The sequence below is a fragment of the Aeromonas intestinalis genome, from assembly GCF_054052485.1.
In genome coordinates, this window is sequence record NZ_JBSTYK010000010.1 from 62,319 (window position 1) to 78,672 (window position 16,354).

At 61.9% G+C, this 16,354-nt stretch carries 15 protein-coding genes; 6 read left to right on the forward strand and 9 right to left on the reverse strand.

Features of this window, described 5'->3' with window-relative positions; translation table 11 throughout:
• The first annotated feature begins 158 nt into the window (after positions 1–158).
• Both ACW5W7_RS14000 and ACW5W7_RS14005 read left to right on the forward strand, forming a co-directional pair.
• Entirely contained in the window at positions 159–1,292 is a 1,134-nt protein-coding gene (locus tag ACW5W7_RS14000; RefSeq protein WP_349920262.1) for a DUF5610 domain-containing protein, read from the forward strand.
• A 112-nt stretch (positions 1,293–1,404) separates the two neighbouring features.
• Positions 1,405–1,938 (forward strand): ATP--cob(I)alamin adenosyltransferase, encoded by a 534-nt coding sequence (locus ACW5W7_RS14005; protein ID WP_434664701.1) that lies wholly within the window; start codon positions 1,405–1,407, stop codon positions 1,936–1,938.
• Between the two features lie 153 nt (positions 1,939–2,091).
• Here ACW5W7_RS14005 and malZ read toward each other — a convergent pair whose 3' ends face one another.
• The 9 genes from malZ to ACW5W7_RS14050 form a co-directional block, all read right to left on the reverse strand.
• On the reverse strand, positions 2,092–3,921 hold the full coding sequence (gene malZ / locus ACW5W7_RS14010) for a maltodextrin glucosidase (RefSeq protein ID WP_456502117.1): 1,830 nt from the start codon (positions 3,919–3,921) through the stop codon (positions 2,092–2,094).
• Positions 3,922–4,040: 119 nt separating this feature from the next.
• Positions 4,041–4,889, reverse strand: a complete 849-nt coding sequence (locus ACW5W7_RS14015) for an HDOD domain-containing protein (protein ID WP_434664697.1) — start codon at positions 4,887–4,889, stop codon at positions 4,041–4,043.
• An 81-nt stretch (positions 4,890–4,970) separates the two neighbouring features.
• Positions 4,971–5,390 (reverse strand): META domain-containing protein, encoded by a 420-nt coding sequence (locus ACW5W7_RS14020; protein WP_434664695.1) that lies wholly within the window; start codon positions 5,388–5,390, stop codon positions 4,971–4,973.
• Between the two features lie 197 nt (positions 5,391–5,587).
• Positions 5,588–6,952, reverse strand: a complete 1,365-nt coding sequence (yegD, locus tag ACW5W7_RS14025) for a molecular chaperone (protein WP_456502118.1) — start codon at positions 6,950–6,952, stop codon at positions 5,588–5,590.
• 89 nt (positions 6,953–7,041) lie between these two features.
• Positions 7,042–8,031, reverse strand: coding sequence for a 2-hydroxyacid dehydrogenase (locus ACW5W7_RS14030; RefSeq protein ID WP_456502119.1), 990 nt, complete (start codon positions 8,029–8,031; stop codon positions 7,042–7,044).
• Positions 8,032–8,108: 77 nt separating this feature from the next.
• The gene (locus ACW5W7_RS14035) at positions 8,109–8,570 is read right to left on the reverse strand and encodes a CreA family protein (protein ID WP_456502120.1); all 462 of its coding nucleotides are present in this window, start codon (positions 8,568–8,570) and stop codon (positions 8,109–8,111) included.
• Positions 8,571–8,586: 16 nt separating this feature from the next.
• A complete protein-coding gene (locus ACW5W7_RS14040; RefSeq protein WP_456502121.1) occupies positions 8,587–9,033 on the reverse strand; it encodes an Mpo1 family 2-hydroxy fatty acid dioxygenase in 447 nt (148 codons plus the stop codon).
• A gap of 108 nt (positions 9,034–9,141) precedes the next feature.
• On the reverse strand, positions 9,142–10,017 hold the full coding sequence (locus ACW5W7_RS14045) for a hypothetical protein (protein WP_349920243.1): 876 nt from the start codon (positions 10,015–10,017) through the stop codon (positions 9,142–9,144).
• 177 nt (positions 10,018–10,194) lie between these two features.
• Positions 10,195–10,581: a TraR/DksA family transcriptional regulator gene (locus ACW5W7_RS14050; RefSeq protein ID WP_349920241.1), complete on the reverse strand. Its 387-nt coding sequence runs from the start codon at positions 10,579–10,581 to the stop codon at positions 10,195–10,197.
• Between the two features lie 462 nt (positions 10,582–11,043).
• On the opposite strand from ACW5W7_RS14050, the gene ACW5W7_RS14055 reads away from it, so the two are divergent.
• The 4 genes from ACW5W7_RS14055 to ACW5W7_RS14070 all read left to right on the forward strand — a co-directional run bounded on the left by ACW5W7_RS14055 (position 11,044) and on the right by ACW5W7_RS14070 (position 16,341).
• A complete protein-coding gene (locus ACW5W7_RS14055) occupies positions 11,044–12,375 on the forward strand; it encodes a glutamine synthetase family protein (RefSeq protein ID WP_349920239.1) in 1,332 nt (443 codons plus the stop codon).
• Positions 12,376–12,624: 249 nt separating this feature from the next.
• Complete coding sequence (locus tag ACW5W7_RS14060) at positions 12,625–13,986, forward strand: aspartate aminotransferase family protein (RefSeq protein WP_349920237.1); 1,362 nt, start codon at positions 12,625–12,627, stop codon at positions 13,984–13,986.
• 54 nt (positions 13,987–14,040) lie between these two features.
• Positions 14,041–15,138 (forward strand): extracellular solute-binding protein, encoded by a 1,098-nt coding sequence (locus ACW5W7_RS14065; protein ID WP_349920235.1) that lies wholly within the window; start codon positions 14,041–14,043, stop codon positions 15,136–15,138.
• Between the two features lie 123 nt (positions 15,139–15,261).
• Entirely contained in the window at positions 15,262–16,341 is a 1,080-nt protein-coding gene (locus ACW5W7_RS14070) for a polyamine ABC transporter substrate-binding protein (RefSeq protein ID WP_456502122.1), read from the forward strand.
• The last annotated feature ends 13 nt before the right edge of the window (positions 16,342–16,354 follow it).

Sequence of the window (16,354 nt, forward strand, 5' to 3'; positions counted from 1 at the left end):
TGCGCCGGGCTGAGCCGGGTAAAAACCGGGGGAGGCCGAACAGCCAACCAAAGGGGCAAGATTGTAAAAGGGCGGCGCAGATTCTCCAAACTTTTATGGTCAAGAAGTGTTCACTCGGGCCGATAACCGATCTACCACCATTGGCGGGAGGAAGAGAGATGCAAATTGACGGCGTGGGCGCGGCCCAACCCAAGGGAGCGGGTGCCTCCCCCAAGGCAGTCCAGACCAGCGCGCAGAAACCGGCGCAGGAGGGGGATCAGGTCTCCCTCAATCAGCCACCGAAATGGGCGCAGCGGCTGATCCAGCAGGCGCTGCAGTTCTCCCTGGCGATCAACGGCCAGCATTATCAGGCGCCCAGGAGCCAGGAGTTCAAGCTGGAACCGGTAGAGGAGATTACCCCGGAGACCCTGTTCGACTACCAGTCGGTGGCGGACAACGTGTTGCAGTTCGTCACCGGGCGGTTGGGGGCGGCGCGGGCGGACGGCAAGAGCGACGAGGATCTGGCCGAGATGATGGCCCAGGCCCGCAAGGGGGTCGACATGGGCTTCGGCGGCGCCAGGGAGCAGCTCGGCAGCTGGGCGGACAACGAAGACATCAAGACCGGCATGGATCAGAGTTACAAGCTGATCCAGGAAGGGCTCGAGTCCTTCGAGAAGGAGTTCTTCGGCCAGCTCTCTCCCACCGAGCTCGGGGATGCCGAGATGGCGAGCCGCCGACAGGGGGCCCTCGAGATCGAGACCCGCGACGGGGACAAGGTGATCCTGCGCTTCAGCGACAGCTGGCAGTTCAAGTCCCGCCACGGGGAGGAGGGCAACCAGTTCAGCCTGGCGTCGAGCCAGGGGGTTGATCTGTCGGTGGAAGGGGAGTTCGGTGGCAGCGAGATCGACGCCATCATCAAGCTGGTGAAGGGGCTGGATGATCTGGCCAGCCACTTCTTCAACGGCGATGGCTCCACCCTGGCAGACAAGCTGAGCGGCTTGCCGCTGGATGACAGCCAGCTCGCTGCCTACTCCCTCAAGCTCAGGCAGTCGAGCCGGCTGAGCCAGACCTATCAGGGAGCCCACTCGCTGCAGGAGAGCCTCAAGCCCCTGGCGGACTACCTGCCGAGGCTCAGTCAGTGGCAGCAGCAGGCCGATGCCCTGCTGCCCGCCTCCCAGCAGCAGGCGCTCACCCCGGTCGTGCTGGCGGCGCGGGGCCAGAACGATGCCGCCCTGGGTGCCGGTTTCATGGGCTTCAACCAGCGGATGCTGGAGGCATCGCACCTGCTCGGCCAGCAGATGGCGGCCGGCTAGACGGCGTGGTCGCAGCCCCGCGAGCCGGGGCCGCGTGGATGGTTTGCCAGTCCTGTTTGCTCGGCAGTGGCAGGGCTGGCACACTGCCCTTTTCCCCAAGACAGATGCGGCCATGAACCCCAAGAAGCCAAGAGACAAGCGCGAGCTCTGCTACCCCTTCATCTTCGAGACCCAGTTCCAGTGCGACTACGAGATCGCCACCGACGAGCTCTGCTGCCAGGTGGGAGCCGTGCTCGCCGCGCTGCCTGCCGAGGCCGAGACCCGCGAGATGGCGGCAGATCTGGCGACTCTGCAGCGACTCATCTACAACCTCAACGGCTCGGTGCGCGGCAGGCTCGGCATCTTCGAGGAGGATCTGGTGTGGCTGAAGGGACGTTACGATCACTACAACGAGGCGAGCCGCGGCCGGGTGACCGGCTTCGTGCTGCCCCAGGGGCCCCAGCCCATCCCCACCCTGCACCTGTGCCGCTGCGGCAGCAAGAAGGTGGTGCGGTTGCTGGTGCGCCTCGAGGAGAGCGGGGTGCGTTTCGATCCCATCCTCTACCGCTTCGCCAACCTGCTGGCGAACTTCTTCTTTGTGCTGACCGTCTTCCTCAAGCTGCACTGGGATGTGCCGGAAGTGCCCTATGTTAGCATCAACTACTGACTAATCTGGCCATTAAAGGCTTTTCATTATGCTGGTTTGTGCAGGGCAGTGTGATGACGCAGTAAAGTGATGAAATGGCAGCGTTATCCACTGATGGCGATGCCAGATAAAAAAACCGGAGCCCAGGCTCCGGTTTTTTTATGGTCGCGGCACTCAGCTCGACAGCAGCACCCTGGCCGAGTTGGCCGGGATGGTGAGCTGCACCTCCCCATGCACCACCTCGAACTTGTCGCCGTTGAAGGCGTCGGTGAAGCGGCTCGCCGGGCTTGCAGTCTGCCACAGAGGCAGGCTGATGGTGCGCGGCTCCGTGGGGTGGCGGTTGCAGGCGACGACGACCTGGTCGCTTTGCAGGGTGCGGGCGAACACATAGCTGTGGGGGCCGGCGTAGAGGGTCTGGATGTCCCCCCGGCGCAGGGCCGGACGCTGGCGGCGCAGCTGGATCAGGCGGCGGTAGTGATCGTGCAGCACGTGATCCCAGTTCGTGGTCTCCCAGGGGAAGCAGCGGCGGCAGTCCGGATCGTTGCCGCCGGAGAGCCCCACCTCGTCACCGTAGTAGATGGAGGGCACGCCGATGTAGGTGATGAGCAGGGTGGCGGCGAGGCGCATGCGCTGCTTGTCCTCCCCCAGCAGGTGCAGGAAGCGGGCGGTGTCGTGGCTGTCCAGCAGGTTGAACTGGGCCAGCTGGTTCTTGAACGGGATATGGGCCCGCGCCAGCTTGAGCCAGCGATCCAGCTCTTCGGCGCTGATCTTGATGGGGTGATAGGCGATGTCTTGCCCCGCCAGGAAGGCGCGGATGGGGTGGGCGAAGCCGTAGTAGTTCATGGCGCCGTCCTCCTGATCCCCCTGCAGCCACTGGCTCGCCTCGAAGAAGTGTTCGCCGAGCACGTAGGCGTCCGGGTTCTCCTGCTTCACGGCGCCGCGAATGGCGCGCACATGGCCGCTGTTGCCGATAGCCGAGCCCCGCTCCCCCAGCATGTGGATGACGTCGAAGCGCCAGCCGTCGATCTGATACGGCGCCCTCATCCAGTAGCGCAGAATGGCGTTGTCGGCACGGTAGACAGCGTCTTGCACCTGCTCGCTGGAGAAATCCAGCTTGGGCAAGCTGCGAATGCCCTTCCAGCTGACATAATCCCCTTCCTTGTCGAAGGTGTAGAAGCTGCGCCAGGGGGAGTCCGGATTGCTCTGGGCACCCAGCGGCGGGCAGAACCAGGGGTGTTCGGTGGAGGTGTGGTTGACCACGGCATCCAGGATGATCTTCATGCCACGCTGGTGCAGGTTGCGGGTCAGCTCGGCGAACTGTTCGTTGGTGCCGAGGTGGGCGTCCACCTTGAAGTAGTCCTGGGTGTCGTACTTGTGGTTGCTCGGCGAGTCGAAGATGGGGTTGAGGTAGAGCGCCGTGATGCCGAGGGATTGCAGGTAGTGCAGCTTGGCGTCGATCCCCGCCAGATCCCCGCCGTAGAACTCGCAGGCACCGTGCCCTTCCTCGTGGCGGCTGACCGGCTCGCCCCAGGCCTTGCTGATGACCGCCTTGCCCTTGTACTCGTATTCGTGATGACGAACGCTCAAGGACGGATCGCCGTTGCAGAAGCGGTCGGGGAAGATCTGGTAGAACACCTGATCCTGTACCCAGGTCGGCGGCTGATGGCGGCTGTTGAAGCGAAAATGCTGCTCCCGCGGCGGCATGGCGGCACTGACGCCGGCCCCGTGCAGCCACCACTGCTCTTCGTCCGTGATGCACTTGAAGCAGTAGAGGTGGATCTCCTGACCCCGGACGAGAGGCAGCTCGACCTGCCACACCTGCAGCCTGTCCCGGGTGGAAACGGGGCGCATGGCCAGCAGGTACTCTTCGTTGTCCGGTTCGTGGCGCAGCCACACCTCCCGGATAGGCGCGTCCAGCTCGCTGAACAGGGTGAGTTGCAGGGCGTCGGCACTCTCTTTGAACCAGGGTGCCACCTGGGGGTGAAACAGGAAGGGATGGGTCATGGTCTCTACTGCGTCAAAGGTCGGCCAGGGCAATATTACCCCGTTCGTTTTCTTGTGTATGTGCGGGTTGACCAGAATGGGACGCGGATCCTGCCCGTGCTGGCCACGCCGGTGTGAGTCTACTGGGTGAGCAGATCGGCAAGGGCATTGCCCTGCTCATGGAGCTGTTCGAGCTGGGAACCCAGGGTGGCGGGATCCAGTCCCAGTTCGTCCGCCAGTGGCTTGGGGAAGCGGCTGATGATGGCCTGAGCCGGTACCCCGGCATGCCAGGCGAAGGAGACGAAGACGGCGAGGCGGATCAGCACCGCCTCCTTGCTGACCGGCCGATAGGAGAGGGGATCCAGCTGCTGGGCAATGGCATCGACGAAGGATTCCGCCAGGTTCCAGCGCCGCGCCAGCTCGGCGCCGAGCTGGGCATAGTCGTATCCCAGCATCTCCCGCTGGGCATCGACCCGGCTGCTGCCCTTCTCCATGGCCAGATTGATGAGCTCGGCCTCTTCCGGCAGGGTGCTCTGGATCAGCAGTTCGCCGATGTTGTGGATGAGGGCGCAGGTGAAGGCAGTCTCCGCATCCACCACCCGGGTCTGCTGGGCCAGGGTGCGGGCTATGGTGGCGACCTGGAAGGTCTGGGTCCAGAAGTGGTGCTTGTCGAAACTGGGGGGAGCCTTGAAGCTGCTGATGATGCCGGAGGCCACCACCACGGAACGCAGCCGGTTGAAGCCAAGCCGGATCACCGCCTGCTCGATGGAGGTGACCTCGTTGCCCCGGCGCAGGGCGGCCGAATTGGCCATGCGCAGCACCTTGACGCTGATCACCTGGTCCATGGCGATCTTGGCCGCGATCTCGTCGATGCGCGCATTCTCGTCGCTGAAGCTCTGCATCAGCTCGTGCAGCAGCTTGGGAATAGTGGGCAGTTGTTTGATCTTGTCAAACAGGCGATCCATCGACATGGCTGAGGCAGCCTCCATTGCGAACAGTGCCTCATATTGTGCCACAGCCTGGTCAGTTGTTCCTGTGAGGGGCTCAGATTTCGTGAGTGCGAAAGGCGGTTAGAACACCCAGTCCCGCAGCTTGTATTCCAAACGGTGCCGTTTTCCCTGCAGGATCAGAGCCTCCTGAGAACCGTCCAGGGTGGCCCCTTCCATCAGGGTGGCGAGGACGGCCTGCTCGATCAGATCGAGCTGGGGCTGGCAGGCCATGGCGGTGCTGCCGAGGCTGCTGACCCAGAACCTGTTGCCTTCGAGGTTGCCCTGGCCAAAGTAGCGGTTGCAACCGGCGATGCCGTTGACGGTGAAGTGCTCGCCAATCTCGATGTCGGGACGGTTGTCCGGGCCGCTGGCAACGGGTTGACCATCCAGCCTGTCGAGCACCCAGTGATGGTGCTGCAAGTCTTGCTGGGCGAAGCGAGGCGTACTGCTGCAGGCGCTGAGCAGGAGCAGGGCGAGCAGGAGTAACAACATTCTGGGCATTGCTGGGGCTCCGGTGATGGGAGTGACAAGCATACCTGCACCCCGGGCCCCGGGGCAGGGCGGGCAGGGGGAGCACCGACCGCTTCTGTCGCCCCCTGTGCGGGAGGGGTGTCGGTAAATGGCAACACCCGCCCCGGCCGAGCCTCGTCGGACGAAAAAGGGGCCACAATGTGGCCCCTTTTTCTCTCATATCGCGCTTAGGCGCTGGCGAACAGCCGCTCGGCATAACGGGCCAGGCCAGATGCCACCGAGCCGAAGTCATCGCCCCCTTCCAGCGGGGTCTCGGGAAGCTTGTGGCGGATGAACGCCTTGATGAGGGGCGACTTGGCGCTGCCGCCGGTGATGAAGATCCGGTCCGGTTGCACGCCGGCGGCGGTGATGGCCTCATCCATCAACTCGCCAATCTTCTCCAGCAGCGGGGCTGAGGCAGAGGCCAGCTGATCACGGCTGAGTTCCGCCGCCAACCCTTTCTCCAGCTCGCTCAGGGATTGCTGATTGAGCTCGTGGTCGGAGAGGGCGATCTTGCCCTGCTCGGCACGCCACACCAGCTGGTGGCTCAGCTTGTGAGCCCGCAGGCTGGCGAGACGGGCGAGCTTGGTGCCGGGCTGGCTGTCGAGCTGCAGGTCTTGGAGCTGGCGAGCGGTATCCAGGCTGTAGAATCGACTCTGGGCGCTGACGTCGTTGATGGCGGCCGCGTCCCAGAACAGCGGGTGGGGCAGGGGCTTGCCAGTCTTGAGGGTCTCGTGCATGCCGAGCAGCGGCATCATGCCCTCCACCGTCAGCCGGATGTCGAAGTCGTTGCCGCCGATGCGCTGGCCACTGTGGCTGAGCAGATCGCCGCTGCGATCCAGCCGATCGCGATGGCTCGGGCCCATGCGCAGCATGGAGCAGTCGGTGGTACCGCCGCCGATGTCCACCACCAGCACCACGGCATTCTCGTCGAGGCGGGCCTCGAATTCGAAACCGGCCGCCACAGGTTCATAGAGGAACTCCACCTGCTCGAACCCGGCGAGGCGGGCCGCCTCGGTCAGGATGGCGATGGCCTGGCGGTTGCTCTCCTCCCCCGCCAGCCCCTGGAAGTTGACCGGACGGCCGATGACGGCGCTGCGCACCGGCTGGCCCAGCTGCTGCTCCGCCTCTTCGCGCACCTGCAGCATCATGGCGCAGACGATGTCCTCGAACAGGGCGATCTGGGGGGCCTTGAGGCCGTAGGCGCCGAGGAAGGATTTCGGCGACTTGATGTAGTAGCCGTCGTCTGGCTCCTCCAGGTAGCGCTCGAGGGCCGCGTTGCCGAAGCTGAGCTCGTCGATCAGGCCCTCTTCGCGCATCTGGCGACGCACCGCCTGGGCCCGGGTGACCACGGGGCCGCGCAGCTTGAGATATTCGCTCTGCCGGGCAGGGGTCAGTCGCTCCGCCAAGAGGCCTGCGATGGCATCTCTGTGGGGGGCATGCAGGGTGGAGGGGAGGTAGCGGGAGCCTGACAGGGTCAGCAGCCGGGGGCTGCCTTGCTCCATCACGGCAACGGCGCAGTTGGAGGTACCGTAATCAAATCCGATAAACATGGGCGGCCAGGCTCCTGTTCAAAAAAGGGCTGGTAGCCTACCCGAAGGCGCCGGGTCTCACAACCCGGCGTGGCTGAATGGCGGGTGGTTTATTCCACTTCGTTGTCGCAGTGGTCCTGGCGCTCGATGGCCTGGATGTTGCTGAGGGTGGTGTCGGCGATGGCGTGCAGCGCCTCCCGGGTCAGGAAGGCCTGGTGGCCGGTGAACAGCACGTTGTGGCAGGCGGACAGACGGCGGAAGACGTCGTCGGTGATCACCTCGTTGGACTTGTCGGAGAAGAAGAGATCTTCCTCCTCCTCGTAGACGTCCAGCCCCAGGGCGCCGATACGGGCGGTCTTGAGGGCCTCGATGGCGGCGTTGGAGTCGAGCAGGCCGCCGCGGCTGGTGTTGATGATCATCACCCCGTCCTTCATCTTGGCGAAGGCCTCCTTGTTCAGCAGGTGGTAGTTCTCCTTGAACAGGGGGCAGTGCAGGCTGATGACGTCGGACTGGCGGAACAGGGTGTCGAGATCCACGTACTCGGCACCGAGATTGATGGCCGCCTGGTTCGGATAGGGATCGCTCACCAGCAGGCGCATGCCGAAGCCCTTGAGGATGCGCAGGGTGGCGATGCCGATCTTGCCGGTGCCGATGATGCCGGCGGTGCGGCCGTGCATGTTGAAGCCCACCAACCCTTCCAGGGAGAAGTTGGCGTCGCGGGTACGCTGATAGGCCTTATGGATGCGACGGTTGAGGGTCATCATCAGCCCCACCGCGTGCTCGGCTACCGCCTCCGGGGAGTAGGCGGGCACGCGCACCACTTTCAGCCCCAGCTCCTTGGCGGCGACCAGATCCACGTTGTTGTAACCGGCGCAGCGCAAGGCAATCACCTTGGTGCCGTTGGCGGCCAGATCGGTCAGCACCTCCCGGTCGGCATCGTCGTTGACGAACAGGCAGACCACGGGGAAGTGGTGGGCAAGACGGGCGGTCTTGGCCTCCAGCCGCACGTCGAAGAACTCCAGCTCGAAGCCGTACTGGCTGTTGGCCTGATGGAAGTGTTCCTTGTCATAGCTCTTGGTACTGAAAACGGCGATTTTCATGGTGCGCTCTCCGCAGATATCGATGTGGTTAAATTACAACAACCGTCGGCCTTCATCACGGGATAAATCGTGGGGAATTAGCCCCAGGGCATGATGGGAACCGCGCTCACCGCACTCTTGTAAGAACCATCCACTAGCTTGGTGCTGTAAGTCAGATAAACCAGGGCGTTGCGTTTTTCGTCGTAAAAGCGCACCACTTTCTGCTCCTTGAACACCAGGGAGGTGTTGACGTCGAACACCTCCTCCCCGGCTTTCAGCTTGGCGGGCAGGGTGATGGGGCCTGTCTGGTGGCAGGAGAGAGACGCGTGAGAGGGATCTTCCGCCAGCCCGAGCCCGCCCTTGACGCCCCCGGTCTTGGGCCGCGCCAGGTAGCAGGCGATGCCGGCAATCTTGGGGTCGTCGAACGCCTCGATCACTATCTTGTGATTGGGGCCCACCAGCTTGAAGGCGGTGCTCACCTCGCCGATGGGGTCGGCCTTGTCCGCGAGGGCGGGACCGGTGATCAGCAGGGTCAGCAGGGTCAGGATGCGGTAGGACATGTGATTTCTCCTGGCCTCAATAGGGGAGGCCCAAGCGGCGATAGAGGCTGGCCAGCACCCAGGCGGGGCCGATCAGCAGAAATTGCAGGTCGGCGAGGAAGGAGGGTCGCTTGCCCTCGATCTGGTGGCCGACAAACTGGGCGACCCAGAGTACCACGAAGCCGATGAGCGCCGGCAGCAAAAGAGGCCCTTGCCACCACTGGCAGGCCAGCAGGCCGAGGCCGGTGAGGGCCGCCATGCCGAAGAACAACGGAAGCGAGAGACGCAGGTAGAACAGCAGCACCGGGATGGCCGCCACCATGGCCCAGTTGATACCTGATGGCAGCGGCCCCTGGGGCAGGCACCAGAGCAGGGCGAGCCCGCACAGGTAGATGCCGGGCACCGCCACCTTGTGGATGGCGATGTTGACCGGATGGCGGTGGCTCTGACCGTAGTCGCTGAACCATTGTTCGAGTCGTTTCATGGCACCTCCCTGGTGCTGTAGTGACGCGGGTCTGCCATCCATCCTGGATGGCTCTGGTTTCCTGAGCCGCCCCGAGCCCGGGTGTGCGGCAGGGGGCGGTCATGGCTGTCAGGGGGCGGGCGAAGGTGACTGCACCGGTGGATAATCCCAGTACTGGGCCGGAATGCTTCGGAGCAGCGGCGTCATGTCCGGGTTGGTCAGAGGGATGGTGAGGCGACCCTCCAGGTTCGCGCTGGCCAGGGCCTCACGGATCTTGGGATTCTCGCGGAAGAACTTCATGAAGCTGCCATCGGCATAGGCGCGCTCGAGGCCGGTCTGGATCGCCTTGGCCAGCTTGGGGCTCTCTGGACTGACGAAGAAAAATTCGGCAAAGGGGTAGCGCAGCAGCAGGTGTTGCTCGACGGCGAGGTTGGGGTACTGGGCGCTCAGTTCGGCCCGCTCGGCGAAGATCTCCACCACGTTGCGGGGGAAGAAATCGAGCTTGTCACCGTCATTGATGAGGCGGAACAGATTGTTGTAGCGGCCTGCATAGGTGGGGATCCCCGCCAGTTCCAGGATCTTGTTGTCGGCCCAGCCGACCCCCTGCGCCGCCTTCAGCTTCTTGAGGTCGGCGAGGCTGTTGACCTGGTTGAACTTCTCCTGGGCATCGGCGTGGATGAAGGAGAGCCGCAGCCCCTCCAGCCCGCGAAACAGCGGGATGGGGACCGGAATGAGGGAGGATTCGAGGGCACTGGAGGTTCCCATCCAGTACACATTGATGTTTTTGCCCTTGCTGAGTTCCTGCTGCAGGCTGAACTGGTTGAGATTGAGCTCGACCTGCTCAAGTTTGAACGGCTGGTCGGCACGAGTGAGCGCCAGCTCCAGCAGCTTGAGCTGATAGTCGTTATCGAGTTGATTGACGGGTCGGCTGGGGACCTTGACGGTGAGGGTCTGTGCTTGTGCCAGCAGTGGCAGGCACAAACACAGCCTGATGAGCCATTTCACTCTCTGCGCTCCTGTGAGATTCCAAGACTTGCCCGGAGTCTAACAGAACTTGCCACGCTCTGGCTGCGATGCCGTGAGTGAACCGCTGGCGCCGCCCGCATCCTGATACGCCTGCATGCACACCGGTCGCTCGGCGTCGTGGTGATGCAGGGATGCTCCGGGCGGCATCAGGCCGAGTCAGGCGACCCGGCGGAACACGTGGGTATCGTTGAATTCCTTGGTGCTCTGACACTCGACGCAGAAGCGGGATTCAGGACGAGCCTGCAACCGCTTCAGGGAGATCTCGTCACCGCAGGATTCGCAGTAGCCAAAGTCCCCTTCGTTGATGCGTTTCAACGCCCCTTTCAGTTTACGCAGGTGCAACTTGTCGTGCTCGATGCGGTTCAGCTCCAGACGGCGGGCCTCCTCGACGCTGGCACGGTCAATTTCATCGGCCATCTCGTTGGTATCGGTGGCGATGGCCTGGCTGGCTTGAGAGTTGAGACGCTCCTCGAGCTCGATGATTTGGCGCTCGATCTGACCCTTGTAGAAGGTCAGCTGGTCTTCAGTCATGAAATCACACATATGGTTTTCTACCAGTCAGTTTCCCAATTTTTCCCATTTATGGGGGCTGTCTGTCTGCAGACCAAGCCCTTGTATCCCGTTTTGCACCAATTCCATGCAGGAGAGTGCAAATCAGGGCGGGCCTTGTACCAAAAAAATGCAGGCATGCAAAGTAAATCGGATAAAGAGTGTGCGTCCCTACAAAGAAATGGTCCTCATCTGACAAGGTATGACTGAGAAGCCGGGCTGTAGCGGCGGTCGTTGGCATCGCCTTTGCAGTAAGCTGATCGCGACACAAGGTGTTTAGTATTTGGTGTCGACATGGTCATTATATAGGCCATTGTTTATAGTTTTTTAAACACCACCGCTTGACAAAGGGCGTTGTCACGGGCTTTTATGGTGTTGTTGATTACATTTTCTTAACAAGGGTGTTCCTTATATTAGACACCCTTGCCAATGGCAACCGTAGAGTCGGGGTTTAACATGGACAGTATCAAGGGCTGGATGGAGAGCAATCGCATCACCGAGGTGGAGTGTTTGTTTCCGGATTTCACCGGCAATGCCCGAGGCAAGATCATCCCAGCCAACAAATTTCTGCGCGAAGGGGGCATGCGGCTACCCGAGGTCATCTTCACCCAGACGGTGACAGGGGAGTATCCGGATGACGACAGCATGATTGACCCGCTGGAGCGGGACATGCAGCTCTACCCTGATCCCAATACCATTCGATTCGTGCCCTGGGCCCTCGAGCCGACCGCTCAGGTGATCCACGACTGTTTCGACATCAATGGCAAGCTCATCGACATCGCGCCGCGCTCCGTGCTGCGCCGGGTCCTGTCATTCTATGAGAAGCAGGGCTGGAAGCCGGTGGTCGCTCCCGAGCTCGAGTTCTATCTGGTCAAGCGCAACGAAGACCCCGACTATCCCCTGGTACCGCCGGTGGGCCGCAATGGTCGTCCGGAAACGGCCCGCCAGTCCTTCAGCATCGATGCGGTCAACGAATTCGATCCCATCTTCGAGGACATGTACGACTACTGCGAGGCTCAGGAGCTGGAGGTGGACACCCTGATCCACGAGTCCGGTGCCGCCCAGATGGAGATCAACTTCCTGCACGGCGATGCCATCGACCTTGCCGACCAGGTGTTCCTGTTCAAGCGCACCATGCGGGAAGCCGCCCATCGCCACGGCATCTATGCCACCTTCATGGCCAAGCCCATGAGTGACGAACCGGGCTCCGCCATGCACATCCACCAGAGCCTGGAGGACATGGATGGTCACAACCTGTTCGGTACCAGCGAGGGGGGCAACTCCGCCCTGTTCATGCACTTCATCGCCGGTCTGCAGAAATACACCCCGGCGGTGACCGCGCTGCTGGCGCCGAACGTCAACTCCTACCGCCGTCTCACCTTCGGTGAAAGCGCCCCGCGCAACGTGCAATGGGGGGTGGAGAACCGGACCTGCGGCCTGCGGGTGCCTTTCTCCGAGCCGAGCGCGCGACGGGTGGAGAACCGCTTCGCCGGGGCGGACGCCAACCCCTATCTGGCGCTGGCGGCCACCCTGGCTTGCGGCTACCTCGGCATGCTGGAGAAGCTCGAGCCCATGCAGGAGATGAAGGCGAGTGCCTATGACCTGCCCTACAGCCTGCCCCGCTCCCTGGAAGAATCCCTGAGCCATCTGGAGCAGTGCGAGCCCATCAAGGACATGCTGGGGGAGCGTTTCATCCGCGCCTTCGTCGCGGTCAAGCGCAAGGAGTACGAGACCTACTTCGGGGTGATCAGCCGCTGGGAACGGGAATTCCTGTTGCTGAACGTGTGACCCCGCCTCAGGGGAAGCCGGCGCCGGCTTTCCCTGTCAATCACCAGCCGCCAAGGCTGACGCCGTGACCCGGGTGCGAAAGCGCCATCGCCCCGTCACAGCAGCACAATAATATATCGCTTCAGAATGATGGAACCGGGGTGCAGTCAGCGCAGCCGAGCGCCTGTGCATTGCTGCCCACCTCATTGATTCATAACGGACATCGTTAAATCGTTAAATCGCTAAATCGAAGGAACCGAGGAGCAAGCAATGCAGCACAGTACCCGTGAGTGGCAACAACTGGACGCCAGCCACCATCTGCACCCCTTTACCGATTTTCAGGCCCTGAACAAGAAGGGCAGTCGCATCATCACCAAGGCTGAGGGGGTCTATCTGGAAGACTCCGACGGGCGCCGCATCCTGGACGGGATGGCGGGTCTGTGGTGCGTCAACATGGGCTATGGCCGCCAGGAGCTGGTGGATGCCGCCACCCGGCAGATGCAGCAACTGCCCTATTACAACCTCTTCTTCCAGACCAGCCATCCGCCCGCAGCCGAGCTCGCGACCCTGCTGGCCGAGGTGGCCCCGGCCCATCTCAACCACGTCTTCTTCACCGGTTCGGGTTCCGAATGCAACGATACCGTGCTGCGCATGGTGCGCCATTACTGGGCCAGCAAGGGCCAACCGGACAAGCAGGTGATCATCAGCCGCCACAATGCCTACCACGGCTCCACCGTGGCCGGTGCCAGCCTCGGCGGCATGAAGGGCATGCACGCCCAGGGCGGCCTGCCCATCCCCGGCATAGTCCACATCGATCAGCCCTATCACTTCGGTGAGGGGGAGGGGATGAGTGCCGAGGCATTCGGATTGGAGCGTGCCGGCCAGCTGGAGAAGAAGATCCTCGAACTGGGCGTGGACAAGGTGGCCGCCTTCATCGGTGAGCCCATCCAGGGCGCCGGTGGTGTCATCATCCCCCCCGCCAGCTACTGGCCCGAGATCCAGCGCATTTGCGACAAGTACGGCATCCTGCTCATCGCGGACGAGGTGATCTGCGGCTTCGGGCGCACCGGTCACTGGTTTGCGAGCGAAGGCTTTGGCATCAAACCGGACCTGATGTGTCTGGCCAAGGGCATCACTTCGGGCTATCTGCCGATGGGGGCCGTGATGGTGGGGGACAGGGTCGCCAAGGTACTGGTGGAAGAAGGGGGAGAGTTCAATCACGGCTTCACTTACTCCGGTCATCCGGTGGCCTGTGCCGTGGCCATTGCCAATATCCAGCTTATGCAAAGTGAGAGCATAGTTAAGCGCGTTCATGATAACATCGGCCCCTATTTGCAGCGCCGCTGGAGCGAGTTGGCCGATCACCCGCTGGTGGGGGAAACCCGTGGCAAGGGTCTGGTCGCCGCGTTGGAAATAGTGCAGGACAAACAGACGAAACGCCGTTTCCCGGCTGAGCTTCAAGCCGGGATGACCTGTCGGGAGTTCTGCTTTAACAATGGCTTGGTGATGAGGGCGGTCGGCGATACCATGATCATATCGCCCCCCTTGGTGATCACCGAGGAACAGGTGGATGAATTGGTCAAACTGGCCAGGATCAGTCTGGATCTGACAGCGGCAAAGCTGCGGGAATAGGCTGTGACCGGGCAGATTGGCTTACGCATACAATTTGCTTAGGAGACAAGGACTATGTCTTTTAAAAAGGGAATGATGGCTGCTTCCGTGGCGCTGGTCATGATGAGTACCGGGGCGATGGCCGACGAGAAGGTGCTGCACGTCTACAACTGGAGCGATTACATCGCGCCGACGACGCTGGAAGATTTCCAGAAAGAGACGGGCATCAAGGTGATCTATGACGTGTTCGACAGCAACGAGGTGCTGGAAGCCAAGTTGCTGGCGGGCAGTTCAGGTTATGACATCGTGGTGCCGTCGAACCCCTTCCTGGCCAAGCAGATCAAGGCAGGCGTCTTCCAGAAGCTGGACAAGTCCAAACTCTCCAACTGGAAAAACCTGGATACCGCGTTGCTGAAGGCGCTCGAGCCGAGCGACCCGGGTAACCAGTACTCCATCCCTTACCTGTGGGGCACCATCGGTTACGCCTACAACCCGGAGAAGGTGAAAGCCGTGCTGGGTGCGGATGCGCCGGTGGACTCCTGGGATCTGGTGTTCAAGCCGGAAAACATGGCCAAGTTGAAGGAGTGCGGTGTCTCCTTCCTCGACTCACCGACCGAAATGCTGCCGGCCGCCCTGCAATACCTGGGCTTCAAGCCGGATAGCCAGAAACCGGACGAGTTGAAGAAGGCTGAGGAGCTGTTCCTCTCCATCCGCCCCTATACCGCCTATTTCCACTCCTCCAAGTACATTTCGGATCTGGCCAACGGCAACCTGTGCGTGGCAGTCGGTTACTCCGGTGACTTGCAGCAGTCCAAGTCCCGGGCGATTGAGGCCAAGAACGGCGTCAATCTGACCTATGTGATCCCGAAAGAGGGGGCAGGCAGCTTCTTCGACATGCTGGCCATTCCGGCAGATGCGAAGAACGTGGAATCGGCCCATGTGTTCCTGAACTATCTGATGCAGCCCGAGGTGATCGCCAAGATCTCCGACGCGGTCAGCTATCCGAGCGGGAACAAGGCGTCCGTGCCGCTGGTGTCCGAAGCGATCCGCAACGATCCGGGCATCTACCCGAGTGAGGCGACCCTGGCGAAGATCTACACCTTCCCGGATCTGCCGGCCAAGGTGCAGCGTCTGATGACCCGCAGCTGGACCAAGATCAAATCAGGTAAGTAAGTGACGAGTACCCCTCCCGGTCCGCAGTTCGGCCGGGAGGGTGGTGACCCACCCGACAGGTTGGACGGCGCGTAAGGATGCGCGACGGATAAATCACACAATGAGAGGACTGAACAAGTGCACATGACCAAGATAGCGACGCTGGCCCTGACCCTGGGGTTTGCAAATCTGGCCCAGGCAGCCCCTGTGGTTCATTTTTACAACTGGTCCGACTATATCGGCGAGACCACCCTCAGTGACTTCCAGCAGAAGACCGGGATCAAGACCGTCTATGACGTGTTTGACTCCAACGAGACGCTGGAAGGCAAGCTGCTGACCGGCCGTACCGGTTACGATCTGGTCGTGCCCTCCAACAATTTCCTGGCCAAGCAGATCAAGGCGGGGGCATTCCAGAAACTGGATCCCGCCCTGCTGCCCAATATGGTCAATCTGGATCCCCTGCTGCTCAAGCAGCTCGACAAGGTGGATCCGGGTCATCAGTACGCCGTGCCCTACCTGTGGGGGACCAACGGCATCGGCTACAACGTCGAGAAGGTCAAGGCCGTGCTGGGGGTTGACAAGATCGACTCCTGGGCGACCATCTTCGAGCCGGAAAACATGAAGAAGCTGTCCAGTTGCGGCGTCGCCTTCCTCGACTCGGCGGACGAGATGATCCCGGCGGCCCTCAACTATCTGGGGCTCAACCCCAACAGCCATGATTCGGCAGACATCAAGCGGGCCGAGGCGCAGCTGCTGAAAGTGCGCCCTTATATCGCCTACTTCCACTCCTCCAAGTACATCGCGGATCTCGCCAACGGCGACATCTGCGTAGCCGCCGGCTTCTCCGGTGACATCTTGCAGGCGGCGGCCCGTGCCAAGGAAGCGGGCAAGGGGATCAATATCGCCTACAGCATTCCGAAAGAAGGCGGCAATCTCTGGTTCGACATGATGGCTATCCCGGCGGATGCCACCAATGTCAAAGAAGCCCATGCCCTGATCAACTACATTCTCGATCCGCAGGTGATCGCCAAGGTGAGCGACTACGTGGGGTATGCCAACCCCAACACCAAGGCGGGCGAGTACATGGACAAGCAGGTGCGTGATGATGAGTCAGTCTATCCCCCTCAGGCGGTGCTGGAGCGGTTGTATGTGCAGGAAGCCCATCCCCGTTCAGTGCAGCGCCTGATCACCCGGAGTTGGACCAAGATCAAGTCCGGAACCTAACCTTGGCGCCCAT